Here is a 15,843-nt window from a genome sequence, read left to right as displayed (position 1 = left end):
TAATAATAGGATTTTTTTGTTCAACAATGTGCTTGCAATAAAAGGAAAAATATGAGTATAATGAGAAAGTAATTAGGCAAGCTAATCATTTAATGAGAAAGGAGAGTGAAGATGAATGGATTCAAGAAAAGATTCTCTTCCTTTAGGGATTGAGCCGTACGCAGAGTTAATCAAAAAGACAGCATCAGCGGAAACGGATCCAATCGCAGCAAAACTTGGTTTGTTAATGTTATGGACGTCTGATAATGTTCTTGATGCGGTTGACGTAGATTTAGCTCCGCTTGGTATTTCAGAGAGTAAATTAGATTTTTTACTATTGTTTATTTTGCGTGAAATGGAAGCGAATGGGGAAGAGGTGAACATGAGTCCTTCGGATATTGCGAGTCGATTAGGGATTACACGTGCTTCTGTCACTGGCTTATTAGATTGGATGGAGAAACGAGAGTTAATCGTAAGATTCCACCATTCTGAAGATCGAAGAAGATTAAAGGTGAAAATTACTCCGAAAGGAAAAGAACTAGTTACACATTCTTTACCAACTTTTTGGTTATCTTGCGCTTCGTTAGTTGATGGCTTTAATCAAGAAGAGCGTCAAGTTTTAGAAAAGCTATTAAATAAAATGCAAACAACTATGCAGGTGAAATTAGGAGAAGGTAGGTAAATAAGTTGATTATGAAGATCAACTTATTTATTTGGACATATAATTAGCTTACCTTATTATATGCTTAACTAACTTTATGAACGGTGATAATTTTTGCTATGTAATTAAAATAAATAAGAGTTAAAGGAATGCTATTTTAGTAATTTAGAGAGTTTAAACTAATAAAAACAAATCGTAATAAGGGAGAGAGTTTATGATGGAAATAGGAAAGGAAGTAAATAGTGAAAAGAATTATACAATAATGACAGCAGTATTATGTTGGTCGGGTATGGTAGTTATGTCTAGCCTATATGTAACAATACCTTTAATCTCTCTATTTTCAAACATTTTTAATACGTCATTAGCACAATCGGCAGCTACAGGAAGTATATTTTCTGTTGGCTTTGCTATAGGGTGTTTGTTATTTGGGGCAATTTCTGATAAATATGGACGAAAAAAAGTGATTTTTATTGGATTGCTTGCACTGTCGATTGTTTCTTTTTGCTTAGGGTTTGTAGATAGTTTATTTTGGCTTGTTATTTTTCGAGGTATACAAGGGATAGCAGCAGCTACATTTTCTCCAGTAGCGCTAGCCTACGTTGTAGAAATGTTCCCAGTAGAAAGAAGGGTTACAACAATAGGATTTGTTAGTACTGGTTTTTTAGTAGCTGGAATTGTAGGGCAGGTAATAAGTACTGCTGTTAGTCAGCATTTTGGATGGCATATGGTTTTCTTTCTTCTTAGCATTGTCTATATAAGTACTGCTATATGGGTTTATTATTCTCTTCCGAAAGGAGAGACGTCTCAATCCTATACTGATATTTTGGGGCCAATTAAACAGATGGGTAAAGTTTTTACAAATAAAAGCTTAGTATTAAGCTATATAATTGCATTTGTTTTATTAATGGCTTTTGTTAATATGTATACTGTTTTAGGGAATTATTTGAGCTCTCCTACTTACAATTTAACTGCAGAACAAATTCTTTATTTTCGCTTAGCGGGGCTATTTGGTATGTTGCTGTCACCGCTTGCAGGTCGTTTAACGAAGAGGTTTGAAGTAAGAAAAGTTCTTCAGGGAGGATTGTTGATCGCTATTTTTAGTCTAAGTTCAATGGGATTTGTTTCGTATCTATCTCTACTTGTAATGATGAGTGTCTGTTTTGTAATAGGTATTGCTATATCCGTTCCGTCTTTAGTTTCTCTTGTAGGTCAATTAGGAGGGAAAGCGAGGGGAATAGCAGTATCTATTTATACTTTTATTTTATTTTTAGGTACTAGTATAGGACCTATCATTTCTATTTATCTAATGAAAATAGGAGGGTATGCTCAAACATTTATTTTATTAGGAATGATACTTTTTATTGGTTTTGTAGCTTCTCTATTTATAATTAATGAATAAGTGGAAAATCACTCAAATAAAGGAATGCGAGGATCTTTCATATGCTCACATAATAAAAGATGAATTTGTCCACGATGATGATAAAAGTGTGCAACGATTTCAAGTAACCATTCAAAGCGCGAATAAGAAATACCCCAATAGGCAGTCATAACTTCTGCTAATTCTATTTGGGAGTAGGAAAGAAATGTTTTGGAGAGAAGGTTGTATCCTTCAATCATCGTTTGTTGCATTTGAGCAACTGTTACGGGCGTATGTTCTATATAAAAGGTATGTAATTCTTTTTCTGGAATACCATTTAAAATGAGCAAATCAGCATGACAAATAAGAGAAAGATGTGTACACAGTTCAAATAATGATCGTTTTGAGTGAATCGGTTGTATTTTTAAATCGTTTTCACTATATTGGTTAAGCATATAAATAGAAGTATCAATAGCAACTTTTAGTTGATGTAATGCAGATTGAACAAACATTGTAATTCTCCTCGTCTCCGTATATAATAGTTTCTTGAGGATATTATATCATACTCAAAATTCCGAAAATTCTAGTAGTTTGACTAGCATAATGAAAAGTATTATATTGTAAAAGGTCATATGAAACGTGAAATAGAATGGAATGCAATTATTGAGTTAGGAGTTAGACCAATGAGTTTGAAATATGGAAGAGATACAATTGTAGAAATTGACTTAAATGCTGTAAAACATAATGTAAAAGAATTTAAAAAACATGTAAATGATGAAGAAATTAAGATGATGGCTGCTGTAAAAGCGAATGGGTATGGCCATGGGGCAGTTGAAGTTGCCAAAGCTGCAATTGAAGCTGGAATAAATCAACTTGCAGTTGCATTTGTAGATGAAGCAATAGAATTAAGAGAAGCAGGAATTACTGTGCCGATTTTAATTTTAGGATACACACCAGTAGCGGCTGTAGAAGATGTAATTCAATATGACGTTATGATGACTGTTTATAGAGTAGAAGATTTACATGGTATAAATGAAATTGCAAACCGTCTTCAAAAGAAAGTACAAATTCAAGTGAAAATTGATACAGGAATGAGTCGTATCGGTTTACAAGAAGAAGAAGTTAAACCATTTTTAGAAGAATTAAACCGTATGGAGTATATAGAAGTAGTAGGGATATTTACGCATTACTCTACGGCAGATGAAATCGATAAATCATATACGAATATGCAAACAAGTTTATTTGAAAAAGCTGTTAATACAGCGAAAGAATTAGGAATTCAAATACCATATATTCATAGTTCAAATAGTGCAGGATCAATGGAATTAAGTAACACATTTCAAAATATGGTGCGCGTTGGAATAGGAGTGTACGGTATGTATCCATCAAAAGAGGTGGATCATTCAGTCGTTTCTTTACAGCCTGCGTTGTCGTTAAAATCAAAAGTGGCTCATATTAAACATGCGAAGAAAAATCGTGGTGTAAGTTATGGGAATACGTATGTAACAACTGGTGAAGAATGGATTGCGACTGTACCAATTGGTTATGCTGATGGTTATAATCGTCAATTATCTAATAAAGGCTATGCGTTAATTAACGGGGTTCGAGTACCTGTAATTGGCCGTGTTTGTATGGATCAGTTAATGTTGGATGTTTCAAAAGCGATGCCAGTACAAGTAGGAGACGAAGTAGTATTCTACGGTAAACAAGGTGAAGAAAATATCACAGTAGAAGAAATAGCGGATATGTTAAGTACAATAAACTATGAAGTTACATGTATGCTAGATAGAAGAATTCCGCGTGTTTATAAAGAAAATGACGAAACAACTGCAGTTGTAAATATATTAAGAAAAAACTGAATCATTTAGATTCAGTTTTTTTATTTTTGGCAAGTGAAAAATGCTCTATTTGTACCGTACGATTGAATATTTTTAAAACCTACAGATTGTAATGCATGAGTAATTTCGTCTTTAGTGTAACATGTTTCTTTAAAAGAAAAGTCACTTCTTTTCCAAATATCATTTGTATCACGTGTAAATAATATGAAATTCATTTCTGCTTTTTTGTTTTTATTATCAAATTTAGAATCAATCGTACAAACATATTCTTTCTCTGAAATATGAAACGAAGCAATCCAGTTTTCAAGAAATCCTTTTTCCATATTCATATCAAATGCGAATATACCCTCGTTATGTAATACGGAGTAAACGTTGTGAAACACACTTTTTAGTTCATCTAAATTCATAATATGGTTTAAACTATCACCGGCAGAGATGACGTAGTGGAATTGCTCATTTATATTGAAATAGCGAGCGTCATCGACGAAAAAGGTTGCATCTGGCGCATTTTCACTTGCATATTCAATCATTTGAGTAGAACCATCTATACCAGTTACTACAAAATTATTATCAAGTAGTTTCCTAGTAAGATGACCAGTCCCGCAACAAAGATCTAAAATATGAGAACGTGGTTGTGCATATTGTAAAACGAGTTTTTCAAAAGCTAGATAGGAGTGTTCGGCAAAATGTCCCCACTGTTTATTATAAATAGATGCGAAAATATCGTAATCAGAATAAATAAGTTTTTTAAACATAAATATTCTCCGTGCTATTCATTAAATTATAATAGTCATGCTTCGTTTTAATTTTAAAACCACATTGTGTATATAGTTTTAAAGCATGGTTATTTTTCGTTTCAACGTCTAATTCAATTGTTGAAGTTCCTTCTGTAATAAGGGTATGTACCATATAACTAAGAATATCTTTTCCATATCCTTTACCTTGATAAGAAGGATGAACGGCGAATCCTGATAGTGTAGTAGATTGTTCTTGCTCAGTAACTGTAATTGTTCCAATAGCTTTTTCGTTAATAAGAGCACTGTAAACTTTATGAGAAGGTGAAGTCATCATTTTTTGTAACCATGTAGCCGTATTGTCTACTGAATCACCAAAAGCTTTACTAGAAATTTCAATAAGGTCAAGAAGTGATTCTGAAGCTGCAAGAGTAAGCTGTATATTACTTTCTGTTGTTTTTTGAATTTCGTTTGTTTTGAACTCCATACTATATTCACTATATAAATACGGTAACTTCATATGTTTTACAAATTCATTCCCAGAAATAGAATCCCCATTGATAATAAGAAGAGCTTCATCTGCCTCTCTATTTTGTATTTCTTTCATTGCAGTTTGTAAAAGGGTAGTTCCGAAACGTTGTTTTCTAAAATGAGGATGTACAAAGCCTATTAGTTCAAGCTTTGTGGGTCTTTCGAAATCATACATATTTAAAGTGCCAATTAATTGAGTACCGTTATAAAGAAGAAAATCGTTTATATGATCTTCATTTCGATTTTTTAAAAAGTTGATATGTAAATCTGAAGAGTAATCAAGATTGTCTTGTTGCCCACAAATATAAGCCAAATCCTTCATTTGCTGTATTTCACTTTCTGTTACAGAACACTTTTTCTGAATATCCATTGTATACTCCCTCTCAATTATATTTAAAAATAGGATGGGTGACTTAACCATTTCTTTAATTCCACACTACCTTGCACAGATAACAGTCGGTATAAATAACGATATGGTCGTCTACATTCTTCAAGATGAGGAATAGGCATAATTGTTTCGTAACCACTTTTAAAGGCATGTGCTTCTTTTTCGGTAAGTACATATTCTAGTCCGATAAAATCAAACTCTCGCGGGGCAACCGCGTAAGCTTCAGTATCTACTAAACCCGTAATAGTTGTACCGTCAGATAAAAATTGGGTAGGGTCCATATCAAGTAAGACGAGTGTAGCTTCTTTTGGTACGGACAGGGAAGAAAGCTGTGATTCAAAGGTAGGAAATGCATCTTGTATGCTTTCATCATCGGAATAAAACATATTCACAAGCTCTTTACTCACGTTTAAAATATGTGATTGGAATTCATTTAGTGGAATTTTGAACGTGCCTGACGGATTTCCTATAAAGTCGGCTTTAAACTTATGTATTTCTGCAAGTCCTTTTCCTAGGCTAAATAAAATAGAATCTGGTTGCTCGATAAAAGATTGAACTGTGTTACCTACTAACTTTTCGACCACCACAAATTCACGGCCATTTAAAACATGTTTTTCTAATATTGTTGGGATAGGAAGATTCGTATGTTCTTGCAGCAATGTATGTACAGTTTCTAAATGATGGACGTTCCTTGGATCAATTCCAAATAGATTTTTACATCCCCACCAAAAATCATTATTTGGTTCTTCATTCATTTTAGAAGTACGAACGATAACTTCTGTATCTTCTGTTTGAACGAGAAAAACATCACTTGCATGATCTTCATAACCTGGGTGCAAGGCCTGAACGGATAGAATAGGTGAATTGAATAGTTGTTGTAGCATGAAGAAGAGACTCCCTTTTCTGTAAATTCTATAAATTCATTATATAACAGATGATGTGTTATGAGGATAAAGATAAAAAGATTGAAAGCATAGTTACATTTATAGCGAAAATTCATTAAAAACATTATATTTCTACATTTTTGTGTGAATTGTCTAAAAATTGCAGTAGTAAGACTTGAATGTAAGACTCATATCTTTAAATCTATGAAGAGTAAAAGTAAAACTAAGCATTCATTTATAAGATTGTGAATCAAAATAATGTAGATTATAGAAAATATTTCTCAATAATAAAATGAAGAGAAAAGCATGAAGAAGTAGAATGCTTTCATTTATAATAGGCTTAAATTAATTAATATAATTAATTGTTAACTTTATAAGATTGACTGGATAGGAGAGAATATTATGGCAAATGTACTCGTAATAAATTTCCCTGGGGAAGGTCATATTAATCCGACTTTAGCTATTGTAAGTGAGTTAATCCAAAGAGGAGAAACAGTTGTTTCTTATTGTATTGAAGATTATAGAAAGAAGATTGAAGCAACAGGTGCGGAATTCCGAGTGTTTGAGAATTTTCTCTCTCAAATTAATATTATGGAACGAGTAAATCAAGGTGGGAGCCCTTTGATGATGCTATCTCATATGATTGAAGCATCAGAGCGTATTGTTACTCAAATTGTAGAAGAAACAAAAGAGGAAAAATATGATTATTTAATATATGATAATCATTTTCCAGTAGGACGTATTATAGCGAATATTTTACAATTACCAAGCGTTTCATCTTGTACAACGTTTGCTGTTAATCAGTACATTAATTTTCATGATGGGCAAGAATCGAGACAAGTAGACGAAATGAATCCATTATATCAATCTTGTTTAGCGGGAATGGAAAGATGGAATAAGCAGTATGGAATGAAATGTAATAGTATGTATGATATTATGAACCATCCTGGTGATATTACGATTGTATATACTTCAAAAGAATATCAGCCGCGTTCAGATTTATTTGATGAATCGTATAAATTTGTAGGTCCATCAATTGCTACTCGAAAAGAAGTGGGGAGTTTTCCTACCGAAGATTTAAAAAATGAAAAAGTGATTTTCATTTCTATGGGAACAGTTTTTAATGAACAACCTGCTTTGTATGAAAAGTGTTTTGAAGCGTTTAAAGATGTAGATGCGACAGTCGTATTAGTCGTTGGTAAGAAGATAAATATAAGTCAATTTGAAAATATCCCGAAAAACTTTAAGTTGTATAATTATGTCCCGCAATTAGAAGTTTTACAGCATGCTGATGTATTCGTGACACATGGTGGTATGAATAGTTCGAGTGAAGCGTTATATTACGGTGTTCCATTAGTTGTAATTCCGGTAACAGGAGATCAGCCATTCGTTGCAAAACGATTGACTGAAGTAGGGGCAGGCATAACACTTAATCGTAACGAGTTAACTTCTGAATTGTTACGTGAGACTGTAAAGAAAGTAATGGATGATGTGACGTTTAAGGAAAATAGTCGTAAAGTGGGAGAGTCGCTTAGAAATGCTGGTGGATATCAAAGGGCAGTTGAGGAAATATTTGAATTAAAAATGAAGCCGTATGTAAAGATTAACTAGATGTTAAAAACACACTTACTTTTAATTTGTAAGTGTGTTTCTAGTATTACGCGTTACATGTGTTACATAAAAATAGCAATAAAGGTAAAACTTTTCTGAATATAAATCGATACCTTTGAATTAGTAGTAAAATTACGTTAAAATAATACTAAGAAAATATATAAGTTTTGGGGGTAATGAATGAAGAAAGTATTTGAATACGTATTATTAACAATTGGCTCAATTATAGTAGCAGGTTCATTAGAGCTTATTTTAGCACCTAATGGATTAGTAGATGGTGGGGTAACGGCTATTGCTATTATGGCAAATAAAGTCGCAGGATTGCCGCTTTATGGTGTGTTCTTAGGAATTAATATCCCAATTTTATTATTTACTGCAAAAGTAATGGGAAAGAAATTTTTTATCCGTACATCTTATGCGAATGTAGTTACAACACTCGGATTAATTTATTTAAAACCATTCCCAGCAATTACGACTTCTGAGTTATTAATTGTACTTTATGGTGGAGTGCTGTTCGGAATTGGTGTTGGGATTGTTGTTAAAATGGGTGGAGCAATTGACGGTTCGGAAATGTTAGCAGTTTGGATGAATAAACACTTTAATGTACCGATTAGTACATTTTTACTTGCAGTAAATGCAGTTATTTTCATCTTTGTTGCCATTTTATTTTCAATCGAACAAGCGATGTTCTCATTAGCCATTTTCTATATTGTTACGAAAATGATTGATTTTATATTAGATGGTATAAATCAAGGTAAGAGCGTTATGATTATTTCTGGTAAGAATAAAGAAATAGGCGATTTACTTATGAAAGAATTGCAACTATCTGTTACGTATCTACATGGAGAAGGTGGTTTTTTAGGGGAGCATAAGAGAATCATTTATTGTATTACAAACCGATTCATTTATCCGAAAATGAAAGATCTCGTTCTCTCTGTAGATCCAACCGCTATAATTGAAGCTTCTTATTCAACAGAAACGACTGGTGTGAAACGTCCGGGAAGGAAAGCTAGGTCAGGTGAATAACTAGAAGAAGGCTGTCCAAAAAGTTATTTTGGAACAGCCTTCTTTTTTATTTTGTTGAATTGTTAGTATGTTACAAGTTAAACCCACTGTTAACAAGTTTCCTTGCAACTAGGGAACCAAGCGTTTTTCAATAATATAGCCAACGTTTCAATTTTATTTTCTGGAATGCTACCAAAACCGAGTAATACGTATGATTCCTTACGTAAATCATTCACGAAATCATATGGAGAAAGCGGGTATAATTTAACGCTTTGTTTTTTAGCGGATTCAATCAGTTCGTTTTCATTCATACTGTTATGGACACATAAAACAATATGAAGTCCGGACTGTTCGCCAAGAATTTGAACATTAGCCCCCATTTCTTTCATAATGGATTTTACTAACGCATGATGTTTTCTTTTATATAGTGTACGACTCCGGTTAAGATGACGTTCCCAATTCCCGCTTTGTATAAAGTTAGCAAAAGCAAGTTGTTGTATTGTAGCGACTGTTTGTTTAAAAATTCCATGCAGTTCTTGATATGTTTTTAAAAGATGTGGTGGTAAAACAACATATCCCATTCGTAAAGAAGGTAAAAAAGATTTTGAGAAAGTCCCCATATAAATAACGCGTTCATTTGAATCAAGACTTTGCAAAGAAGGAATCGGCTTACCAGCGTAGCGAAACTCACCGTCATAGTCATCTTCAATAATGTATCCGCTGCAATCAGTAGCCCACTTTAACAATTCTAATCTTCTAGATAAAGGCATAATAATCCCGAGTGGAAATTGATGTGATGGTGTAACGTATGCGACATTGGCACTTGTATTATATAAGCTAGAAATATCAATACCTTTTTCATCCAATGGTATGGGATGAATTTGTCTATCACAGCTTTTAATGATTGCGTGTATACGGTGAAATCCAGGGTTTTCAATGCCGTATTCTTTTGTAGGGCCAAGCAGTTGAAGTAGTAGCCAGAGAAGTGGCTGCGTTCCGGCACCGATCACAATTTGATCAGGTGAAGAATGTACACCGCGAGAATGATATAAATATGTTGATATATGCTCTCGAAGAGCGAATTCACCTTGAGGGTCTTCTTTGGCAAATAGTGCATTTTCGTATTTAAGAATGGATTCTTGTAATGCTCGTTTCCAATTTGTAATCGGAAACGTATTTTGATCAATAAGCCCTTGGCTACAATCATATTCGAATTTTTCGTCTATTAAATTGCTCGTCTTCATTGCTGCATCTCGTTTTTTATTTGGGATAACGTCAATATCGAAATTTGCTACAAAAATACCCCGTTTCGGTTTACTTTCTACATAACCTTCAGCTAATAATTGTTGATAAGCTGATTCAACAGTGATGCGGCTAATATTAAGTTGTGATGCTAAATTTCTGTGTGAGGGTAGACGTGTGCCGACAGAAATAGTCCCTTGTATAATTTCAGCTTTAATATATTCGTAAATTTGCAAGTAAATAGGTGTGTTACTTTGTAATTGCAATGGGATAGTAAAATCCATATAAAACTCTCCTTTAAAACTGGCCTTATAAAAAATACTTAAACTGTCACTTAAGTAAAGGGCAGTTACTTTCTATAATAATGATATAACATTTAGAAAATTAAATAAATAGTTAGGGAGAGTTAAAAATGAATGTTAAAGAAGTAGTAACGGAAGAGCAATTACATGAAGTATTACCTGTTTTACAGCAATTAAGAACGAAACTTTCAAAAGAGGAAACAAGCTCTTTATTTCGAAATATGAAAGAAGAAAATTATAAATTATTTTCGCTGCGTAATGAGGAGGATGAAGTTGTTAGCCTTGCAGGTGTAGCGATTTGTACGAACTTTTATAATAAGAAGCACGTTTTCGTATATGACCTTGTAACAGCAGACACACATCGTTCAAAAGGACATGGAAATGTATTACTTTCGTATATAGAGAACTGGGGAAAGGAAAACGGATGTGAATCTATCGTCCTCACATCAGCATTTGCAAGAATTGATGCTCATCGTTTTTATGAAAGAGAAGGGTATGATAAGGTGAGTTATTCTTTTCATAAAGAATTATAAATAATAAGAAGAAGCTGTCCCGCAAAAGTTGGGAACAGCCTCTTCTTATTTATTAAGTTATTATTGAACGGTAAATAGGTTGTAAGTTATGGTATATGTATTTGAAAAGGTTATATAGTGTATTTTGTCGAATTGTTTTAATTTAATAAAGAGAATGATTGGAGCGCTTATACTTGAAGAAAATAAAGAAACTATCAATCCCTAATGATGCTAGAGTTATCGTCATATCTGATATTCATGGAGAATTAAATCTTTTAAAAGAAGCACTACATAAAGTTAACTTTAAAGATGAAGATTATTTAATTATTAATGGAGATCTTTGCGAGAAAGGACGAGATAGCGTAGGTGTAGTAAACTACGTTATGAATCTTGTAAAGAACAATTCAAATGTTCACGTTGTTGAAGGAAATTGTGAAGTTTTAGTTGATGCTCTTCTAAATGCAAATCCTCGTCTTATTAATTATTTATGTACGAAAAAGCATTCGATTTTTAATGAATGGCTAGAGCAATTGGATTTTTCAGTTTATGAAGGCACTTCAATTCGTGAAGTGAGAGAAGCATTGCTAAGTGAATTTTCACAAGAACTATATTGGCTAACGGAGTTGCCAACAGCGATTGAAACAGAAGATTATATTTTTGTGCATGCCGGGCTAGAAGATAGAGTAGATTGGAAAGAAACAGAGCGCAAAAATGCGATAGCGATGCCAGAGTTTTTTAATAAATCACATAAAGCAAATAAGTATGTAATAGTTGGTCATTGGCCTGTCGTGAACTATTCTGAAGAAGCACCGTCTAACAATCCAGTTATTGATGAGGAGAAAAAAATTATTGCAATAGATGGAGGAAATGCAATTAAAGAAGCAGGACAATTAAATGCATTTATTATTCAGAGGAAACAAACGGGCGATACGTTTTCTTATACATATGTAGACTATTTTCCAGGGTACGAAGTAATAGCGGATTTTAATGCGAATTCAGAAATGCAGGGCGGAGTGACATATCCGTATTATTACATAGAGCCTATCGAGAAGATGCAAGATTATACAGTATGTAAGCAAAAGGAAACGAATAAATTACTTTCGGTGAAAGATGAATACATTAAGCAACTAGATTCAGGTGAATACACAGTAAAAACGGATATTTCTTGTGCGCAAATAAGCGTAAGAAAAGGTGACATTGTTTCTCTCATTGATGGAAGCTGTTCAGGATATGATTTAATTAAAAAAGATGGCGTAGAGGGGTGGATAGAGAAAGGCATTTTGCTTGAGCTGAATAAGAAGGAAAGTAATATATTGAGCTGAAATAGGAGGGATGTAACCTCCTATTTTTTATTGCCTATTTTGCGCCTTCGTACTTCAATTAACCTTTTAAATTAGTGGACTGCCTGCTGTCTTTAATAAGTAAATAAATCGTACTCGGTAGAATGATAAGCGTCATTCCTAAAAGAATTGCTAGTATGCCATAACCTCTATAGGGAGCAGAAACGCTAAAAGGAAGTATCGCTAAAAAAATCCCTGCTATCATCATTGAAATACTACTAATATTTGAAGCTCTTTTTTCGAGGTGCTTATCATTCCATTCTAATGAAACGGTTGATTTAGTCGTATCAATTTTGGAACTGAAATAACCTATTAATATAAATAAAAGCCCTAATGCTAAAAATATGAAATGATCAAGAGGAAGTGAAAAGCCAAGAGCGATGAGGGCAATGACAATATCGACAAAAAATAAGAATAATAACATTGTGTTGCCGATCCAATGGAGAAATTTCTGGTTACTCACTGCTTTAGATAAAGCTAAAAATACAAAGAATAAGAAGGAACATATAATTATATTTACGATTACAAAAGTGCTTTTATCCATTGTTGATGTAGGCGTTCCATTGAAGTCCCATTTCGTAACAATATTTGATGGTAAGAAGAAATATAGAATAATATTTGTCGTAATAATAGTGAGAAATAAAGCAATACTAAATTGATTATTCATTGAATCACCAGCTTTCTAAATCAATAATTGGTATCTTATAACAAAATTATACAATATAATATATGATATTAGTTTTGATTTTTCTGAAAAAATATTATAATTATATATGAAATAAAGGTGAATGCAGGAGGGAATTATGCAAAAGGTTGTATTAAAGGGGAAGAAAGTTACAATTCGTACAATAGAAGAATCGGATATAGAAATATTATGGAATATCATATTTAAAGAAGAAAGCCCAGAATGGAAGAAATGGGATGCGCCATATTTCCCGTTCTCAATGCAAGAATACTCTTCCTATAAAGAGAAGATGCAAACTCGTTTGAAAGAAGAACCACTGTCAAATTTAATTATAGAAAATAACGGTCAAATCATTGGGACAGTCGGGTTTTATTGGGAATATAAACCGACGCGTTGGTTAGAGATGGGGCTTGTGATTTATGACCCAACATACTGGAATGGTGGATACGGTACAGAAACATTGACATTATATAGAGATTTGCTATTTGAAAAAATGGAGATTGGTAGAGTAGGAATCACGACTTGGTCTGGCAATGAACGAATGATGAAAGTAGCGGAGAAAATAGGAATGAGCTTAGAAGGTAGAATGCGAAAGTGTCGTTATTATAAAGGAACATACTATGATTCTATTCGAATGGGAATGATTCGTGAAGAATGGGAAGCACTATGTGTAACGAAGGGGTGAGAAAGATTGTACGCTATTATTGCTACATTTGATCGTGTGTTTACTAATAAAATTACAGAATTGCAAAATGAATTAACAAATGTAATTGGAACAAATCAATTAGCTGGAGTAGAACCTCATATAACGATTGCGGATTATAATGAGTTAGATGTTAATTTGTATATTGAAAAATTAAAGGAATTTGTAGCTATTCAAGAAAGTATGTCTGCAGTCACTTTTCCTTCTGTTGGAACTTTTCCTACTAACGGTACGATTTTTCTAGCTCCGACTGTTACCGATGAATTGTTAAAACTTCATCATTCTTATCATGATTATTTTAAAAATTTTCATGACAATCCAAATTCATATTACGTACCGGGAAAATGGGTTCCGCATTGTACGATTGCGAATAGATTACATACAAAGCAGTTTTTAAGTGTAATGGAATATATTTATGAAAAATTTGATTTTGCAACAGCTTCAATTGAGAAATTAAAATTAATTAAGGTGAATTATAAAAATGGTTCTGCCATTTCTTCTAGTATATTAGCAGAATATAATTTAAAGAGAATGGAGACATCGAGATGACATATGTAATTAGAGAAATGAAGCAAGAAGACATTCACGCTGTACAATCAGTAGCAAAAATAGCTTGGCATGATACATATGAAGGCATTATTCCAAGAGAAATTCAAGACAGTTTTTTAGACGAGGCATATTCTGATGAAAAAATGAAATATCGTCTTAAAAATACACATTTATTCGTTGCGGAAGAAGAGGGAGAAGTAATAGGATTTGCTAACTTTTCACCTGTTAGACTACAAAATGAAGCGGAATTAGGTGCGATTTATTTGTTACCAGATCAGCAAGGAAAAGGGATCGGAAGTGCTTTATTACAAAGAGGGATTAAGGAATTAAATGGGATACGTAAATTGTACATACATGTAGAAGCAGCAAATGAAAAAGGAAAACGCTTTTATGAAGCGAAAGGTTTTGCTGAATTAGAGCAATTTGAAGAAGACTTTGAAGGACATATGATGCAGACAGTAAGGATGGTTTTATACGTATAAGGAGGACTAGCAATGAAAATTTTTGATTTTAGTGAAAAAGTAGGAAAGCACATATCGGTATTTCTAATTTCATAATGTCGAAAATAGTAAACCATCAAGGAAATGTACATATCGGTGCTATGCGTTTACAAGAGAATGGAATCATCGGTTATCATGAAGCAGTTGTATCTCAACTGCTTCTTATTGTGGACGGAGCAGGATATGTATGTGGGGCAAATAAAGAAAAGATAAAGGTAGAGGCGGGACAAGCTGTGTTTTGGGAGAAGGGAGAGCCCCATGAAACAAGTACAGAACAAGGATTAACGGCAATTGTTATGGAGGCGGAGAATCTTGAACAAGGGATAGTAATGCCTATTATTCCAGGGGAGTTGTGAAAAATGATAATTAAGGCAAATCAAGAAGATACCAATGAAATATTAAAACATACAGCTCAAGCGCTTTTTGAAGGGACGAGAGGAAATTGTCAATTAAGTACCGAGAAAGCGATTGAAATTACAAAGCCGATTGTAGAAAAAGGAGCATTTTATTTAATCATTAAAGAAGAAAATAAAGTAATGGGATGGATATTAATAGGGGAAAATACAGACTATTTTTCTTGTGAAAAACTTGGATTTATATATGAATTGTACGTTTTCCCAGAATATCGCGGGAAAGGATTATCGAGAGAACTGATGGAAGCTGGTATTAAGGAATTGAAGGAGAAGTATTCAGAAATTAGGTTGAATGTATTTACTGGGAACTTTGCAAAAGAGATGTACGAAGAGTTTGGGTTTGTTGAAAGACAGGTAATTATGACTTTGAAGTGAGTATACGGCTTTTAATTATCGATACATCGTCTATTCTTATATTTTCTATGTTATTGCCATATAGCCTACCTAAAAAGATTGCTCTTATTACTTTTGTTTTAATTATAGGAGCTATTTCATTGGGGGCGAATAAAGTGGTAGGACGAATACATAACAAATTTAAACAATAATAAAGTTTGAAAAAGGATGGAGGTAATTCAATATTAATTAGGGAAAGAAACGGGATTATACGTT

17 protein-coding genes and 1 pseudogene are annotated in these 15,843 nt (G+C 33.2%); 12 read left to right on the top strand and 6 right to left on the bottom strand.

Features of this window, described 5'->3' with window-relative positions:
• The first annotated feature begins 115 nt into the window (after nucleotides 1-115).
• Both OXT04_RS10865 and OXT04_RS10860 read left to right on the top strand, forming a co-directional pair.
• Nucleotides 116-661, top strand: coding sequence for a MarR family winged helix-turn-helix transcriptional regulator (locus OXT04_RS10865; RefSeq protein WP_000378333.1), 546 nt, complete (start codon nucleotides 116-118; stop codon nucleotides 659-661).
• A 196-nt stretch (nucleotides 662-857) separates the two neighbouring features.
• The gene (locus OXT04_RS10860; protein WP_048535550.1) at nucleotides 858-2,039 is read left to right on the top strand and encodes an MFS transporter; all 1,182 of its coding nucleotides are present in this window, start codon (nucleotides 858-860) and stop codon (nucleotides 2,037-2,039) included.
• An 8-nt stretch (nucleotides 2,040-2,047) separates the two neighbouring features.
• Here the strand turns inward: OXT04_RS10860 and OXT04_RS10855 are convergent, their stop codons facing one another.
• On the bottom strand, nucleotides 2,048-2,509 hold the full coding sequence (locus OXT04_RS10855) for a DinB family protein (protein WP_098360808.1): 462 nt from the start codon (nucleotides 2,507-2,509) through the stop codon (nucleotides 2,048-2,050).
• A 171-nt stretch (nucleotides 2,510-2,680) separates the two neighbouring features.
• Between OXT04_RS10855 and alr the strand changes: the two genes are divergently transcribed.
• Nucleotides 2,681-3,856, top strand: coding sequence for an alanine racemase (gene alr / locus OXT04_RS10850; RefSeq protein ID WP_002093966.1), 1,176 nt, complete (start codon nucleotides 2,681-2,683; stop codon nucleotides 3,854-3,856).
• Nucleotides 3,857-3,876: 20 nt separating this feature from the next.
• Here the strand turns inward: alr and OXT04_RS10845 are convergent, their stop codons facing one another.
• From OXT04_RS10845 to OXT04_RS10835, 3 genes are read right to left on the bottom strand one after another with little or no spacing between them, the layout of a single operon-like run.
• Nucleotides 3,877-4,590 carry a class I SAM-dependent methyltransferase gene (locus OXT04_RS10845; protein WP_267414401.1) on the bottom strand — a complete coding sequence of 238 codons (714 nt, stop codon included), beginning with the start codon at nucleotides 4,588-4,590 and terminating at the stop codon, nucleotides 3,877-3,879.
• Nucleotides 4,583-5,470, bottom strand: a complete 888-nt coding sequence (locus OXT04_RS10840; protein WP_071714387.1) for a GNAT family N-acetyltransferase — start codon at nucleotides 5,468-5,470, stop codon at nucleotides 4,583-4,585. Before OXT04_RS10840 ends, OXT04_RS10845 begins: the two co-directional genes overlap by 8 nt.
• A gap of 23 nt (nucleotides 5,471-5,493) precedes the next feature.
• Nucleotides 5,494-6,372 (bottom strand): aminoglycoside phosphotransferase family protein, encoded by an 879-nt coding sequence (locus tag OXT04_RS10835; protein ID WP_098360810.1) that lies wholly within the window; start codon nucleotides 6,370-6,372, stop codon nucleotides 5,494-5,496.
• A 402-nt stretch (nucleotides 6,373-6,774) separates the two neighbouring features.
• Between OXT04_RS10835 and OXT04_RS10830 the strand changes: the two genes are divergently transcribed.
• Nucleotides 6,775-7,983, top strand: coding sequence for a macrolide family glycosyltransferase (locus tag OXT04_RS10830; RefSeq protein ID WP_098360811.1), 1,209 nt, complete (start codon nucleotides 6,775-6,777; stop codon nucleotides 7,981-7,983).
• Between the two features lie 180 nt (nucleotides 7,984-8,163).
• Nucleotides 8,164-9,009 (top strand): YitT family protein, encoded by an 846-nt coding sequence (locus OXT04_RS10825; protein WP_000755126.1) that lies wholly within the window; start codon nucleotides 8,164-8,166, stop codon nucleotides 9,007-9,009.
• Between the two features lie 89 nt (nucleotides 9,010-9,098).
• Here the strand turns inward: OXT04_RS10825 and pdxR are convergent, their stop codons facing one another.
• Complete coding sequence (gene pdxR, locus OXT04_RS10820; protein ID WP_267414395.1) at nucleotides 9,099-10,514, bottom strand: MocR-like pyridoxine biosynthesis transcription factor PdxR; 1,416 nt, start codon at nucleotides 10,512-10,514, stop codon at nucleotides 9,099-9,101.
• 128 nt (nucleotides 10,515-10,642) lie between these two features.
• Here pdxR and OXT04_RS10815 point away from each other — a divergent pair, with 128 nt between their 5' ends.
• The gene (locus tag OXT04_RS10815) at nucleotides 10,643-11,065 is read left to right on the top strand and encodes a GNAT family N-acetyltransferase (RefSeq protein WP_001101121.1); all 423 of its coding nucleotides are present in this window, start codon (nucleotides 10,643-10,645) and stop codon (nucleotides 11,063-11,065) included.
• Nucleotides 11,066-11,238: 173 nt separating this feature from the next.
• Nucleotides 11,239-12,366, top strand: coding sequence for a metallophosphoesterase (locus tag OXT04_RS10810; protein ID WP_016512967.1), 1,128 nt, complete (start codon nucleotides 11,239-11,241; stop codon nucleotides 12,364-12,366).
• Between the two features lie 58 nt (nucleotides 12,367-12,424).
• Here OXT04_RS10810 and OXT04_RS10805 read toward each other — a convergent pair whose 3' ends face one another.
• Entirely contained in the window at nucleotides 12,425-13,051 is a 627-nt protein-coding gene (locus tag OXT04_RS10805) for a DUF1648 domain-containing protein (RefSeq protein WP_098360813.1), read from the bottom strand.
• A gap of 136 nt (nucleotides 13,052-13,187) precedes the next feature.
• On the opposite strand from OXT04_RS10805, the gene OXT04_RS10800 reads away from it, so the two are divergent.
• The 5 genes and pseudogenes from OXT04_RS10800 (at nucleotide 13,188) to OXT04_RS10780 (ending at nucleotide 15,609) form a co-directional block, all read left to right on the top strand.
• On the top strand, nucleotides 13,188-13,754 hold the full coding sequence (locus OXT04_RS10800; RefSeq protein ID WP_267414391.1) for a GNAT family N-acetyltransferase: 567 nt from the start codon (nucleotides 13,188-13,190) through the stop codon (nucleotides 13,752-13,754).
• Nucleotides 13,755-13,760: 6 nt separating this feature from the next.
• Nucleotides 13,761-14,321, top strand: coding sequence for a 2'-5' RNA ligase family protein (locus tag OXT04_RS10795; RefSeq protein WP_016512964.1), 561 nt, complete (start codon nucleotides 13,761-13,763; stop codon nucleotides 14,319-14,321).
• A complete protein-coding gene (locus OXT04_RS10790; RefSeq protein WP_000222825.1) occupies nucleotides 14,318-14,803 on the top strand; it encodes a GNAT family N-acetyltransferase in 486 nt (161 codons plus the stop codon). The genes OXT04_RS10795 and OXT04_RS10790 overlap by 4 nt, the downstream gene beginning before the upstream one ends.
• A gap of 12 nt (nucleotides 14,804-14,815) precedes the next feature.
• Nucleotides 14,816-15,184 (top strand): annotated as a pseudogene (locus OXT04_RS10785) (cupin).
• A complete protein-coding gene (locus OXT04_RS10780) occupies nucleotides 15,181-15,609 on the top strand; it encodes a GNAT family N-acetyltransferase (RefSeq protein WP_000584233.1) in 429 nt (142 codons plus the stop codon). Before OXT04_RS10785 ends, OXT04_RS10780 begins: the two are co-directional and overlap by 4 nt.
• Nucleotides 15,610-15,843: the final 234 nt, after the last annotated feature.

It is taken from the genome of Bacillus sp. GC_Bacil_1 (assembly GCF_026540675.1).
GTDB classification, from domain to species: Bacteria; Bacillota; Bacilli; order Bacillales; family Bacillaceae_G; genus Bacillus_A; species Bacillus_A cereus.
This window is presented reverse-complemented; position numbering and strand designations above follow the sequence as displayed.

Excerpts from the sequence above, each read along its gene's own strand:
- OXT04_RS10865 (WP_000378333.1), top strand. The coding sequence starts at position 116 with ATGGATTCAAGAAAAGATTCTCTTCCTTTAGGGATTGAGCCGTACGCA.
- OXT04_RS10860 (WP_048535550.1), top strand. The coding sequence starts at position 858 with ATGGAAATAGGAAAGGAAGTAAATAGTGAAAAGAATTATACAATAATG.
- OXT04_RS10855 (WP_098360808.1), bottom strand. The coding sequence starts at position 2,509 with ATGTTTGTTCAATCTGCATTACATCAACTAAAAGTTGCTATTGATACT.
- alr (WP_002093966.1), top strand. The coding sequence starts at position 2,681 with ATGAGTTTGAAATATGGAAGAGATACAATTGTAGAAATTGACTTAAAT.
- OXT04_RS10845 (WP_267414401.1), bottom strand. The coding sequence starts at position 4,590 with ATGTTTAAAAAACTTATTTATTCTGATTACGATATTTTCGCATCTATT.
- OXT04_RS10840 (WP_071714387.1), bottom strand. The coding sequence starts at position 5,470 with ATGGATATTCAGAAAAAGTGTTCTGTAACAGAAAGTGAAATACAGCAA.
- OXT04_RS10835 (WP_098360810.1), bottom strand. The coding sequence starts at position 6,372 with ATGCTACAACAACTATTCAATTCACCTATTCTATCCGTTCAGGCCTTG.
- OXT04_RS10830 (WP_098360811.1), top strand. The coding sequence starts at position 6,775 with ATGGCAAATGTACTCGTAATAAATTTCCCTGGGGAAGGTCATATTAAT.
- OXT04_RS10825 (WP_000755126.1), top strand. The coding sequence starts at position 8,164 with ATGAAGAAAGTATTTGAATACGTATTATTAACAATTGGCTCAATTATA.
- pdxR (WP_267414395.1), bottom strand. The coding sequence starts at position 10,514 with ATGGATTTTACTATCCCATTGCAATTACAAAGTAACACACCTATTTAC.
- OXT04_RS10815 (WP_001101121.1), top strand. The coding sequence starts at position 10,643 with ATGAATGTTAAAGAAGTAGTAACGGAAGAGCAATTACATGAAGTATTA.
- OXT04_RS10805 (WP_098360813.1), bottom strand. The coding sequence starts at position 13,051 with ATGAATAATCAATTTAGTATTGCTTTATTTCTCACTATTATTACGACA.
- OXT04_RS10800 (WP_267414391.1), top strand. The coding sequence starts at position 13,188 with ATGCAAAAGGTTGTATTAAAGGGGAAGAAAGTTACAATTCGTACAATA.
- OXT04_RS10790 (WP_000222825.1), top strand. The coding sequence starts at position 14,318 with ATGACATATGTAATTAGAGAAATGAAGCAAGAAGACATTCACGCTGTA.
- OXT04_RS10780 (WP_000584233.1), top strand. The coding sequence starts at position 15,181 with ATGATAATTAAGGCAAATCAAGAAGATACCAATGAAATATTAAAACAT.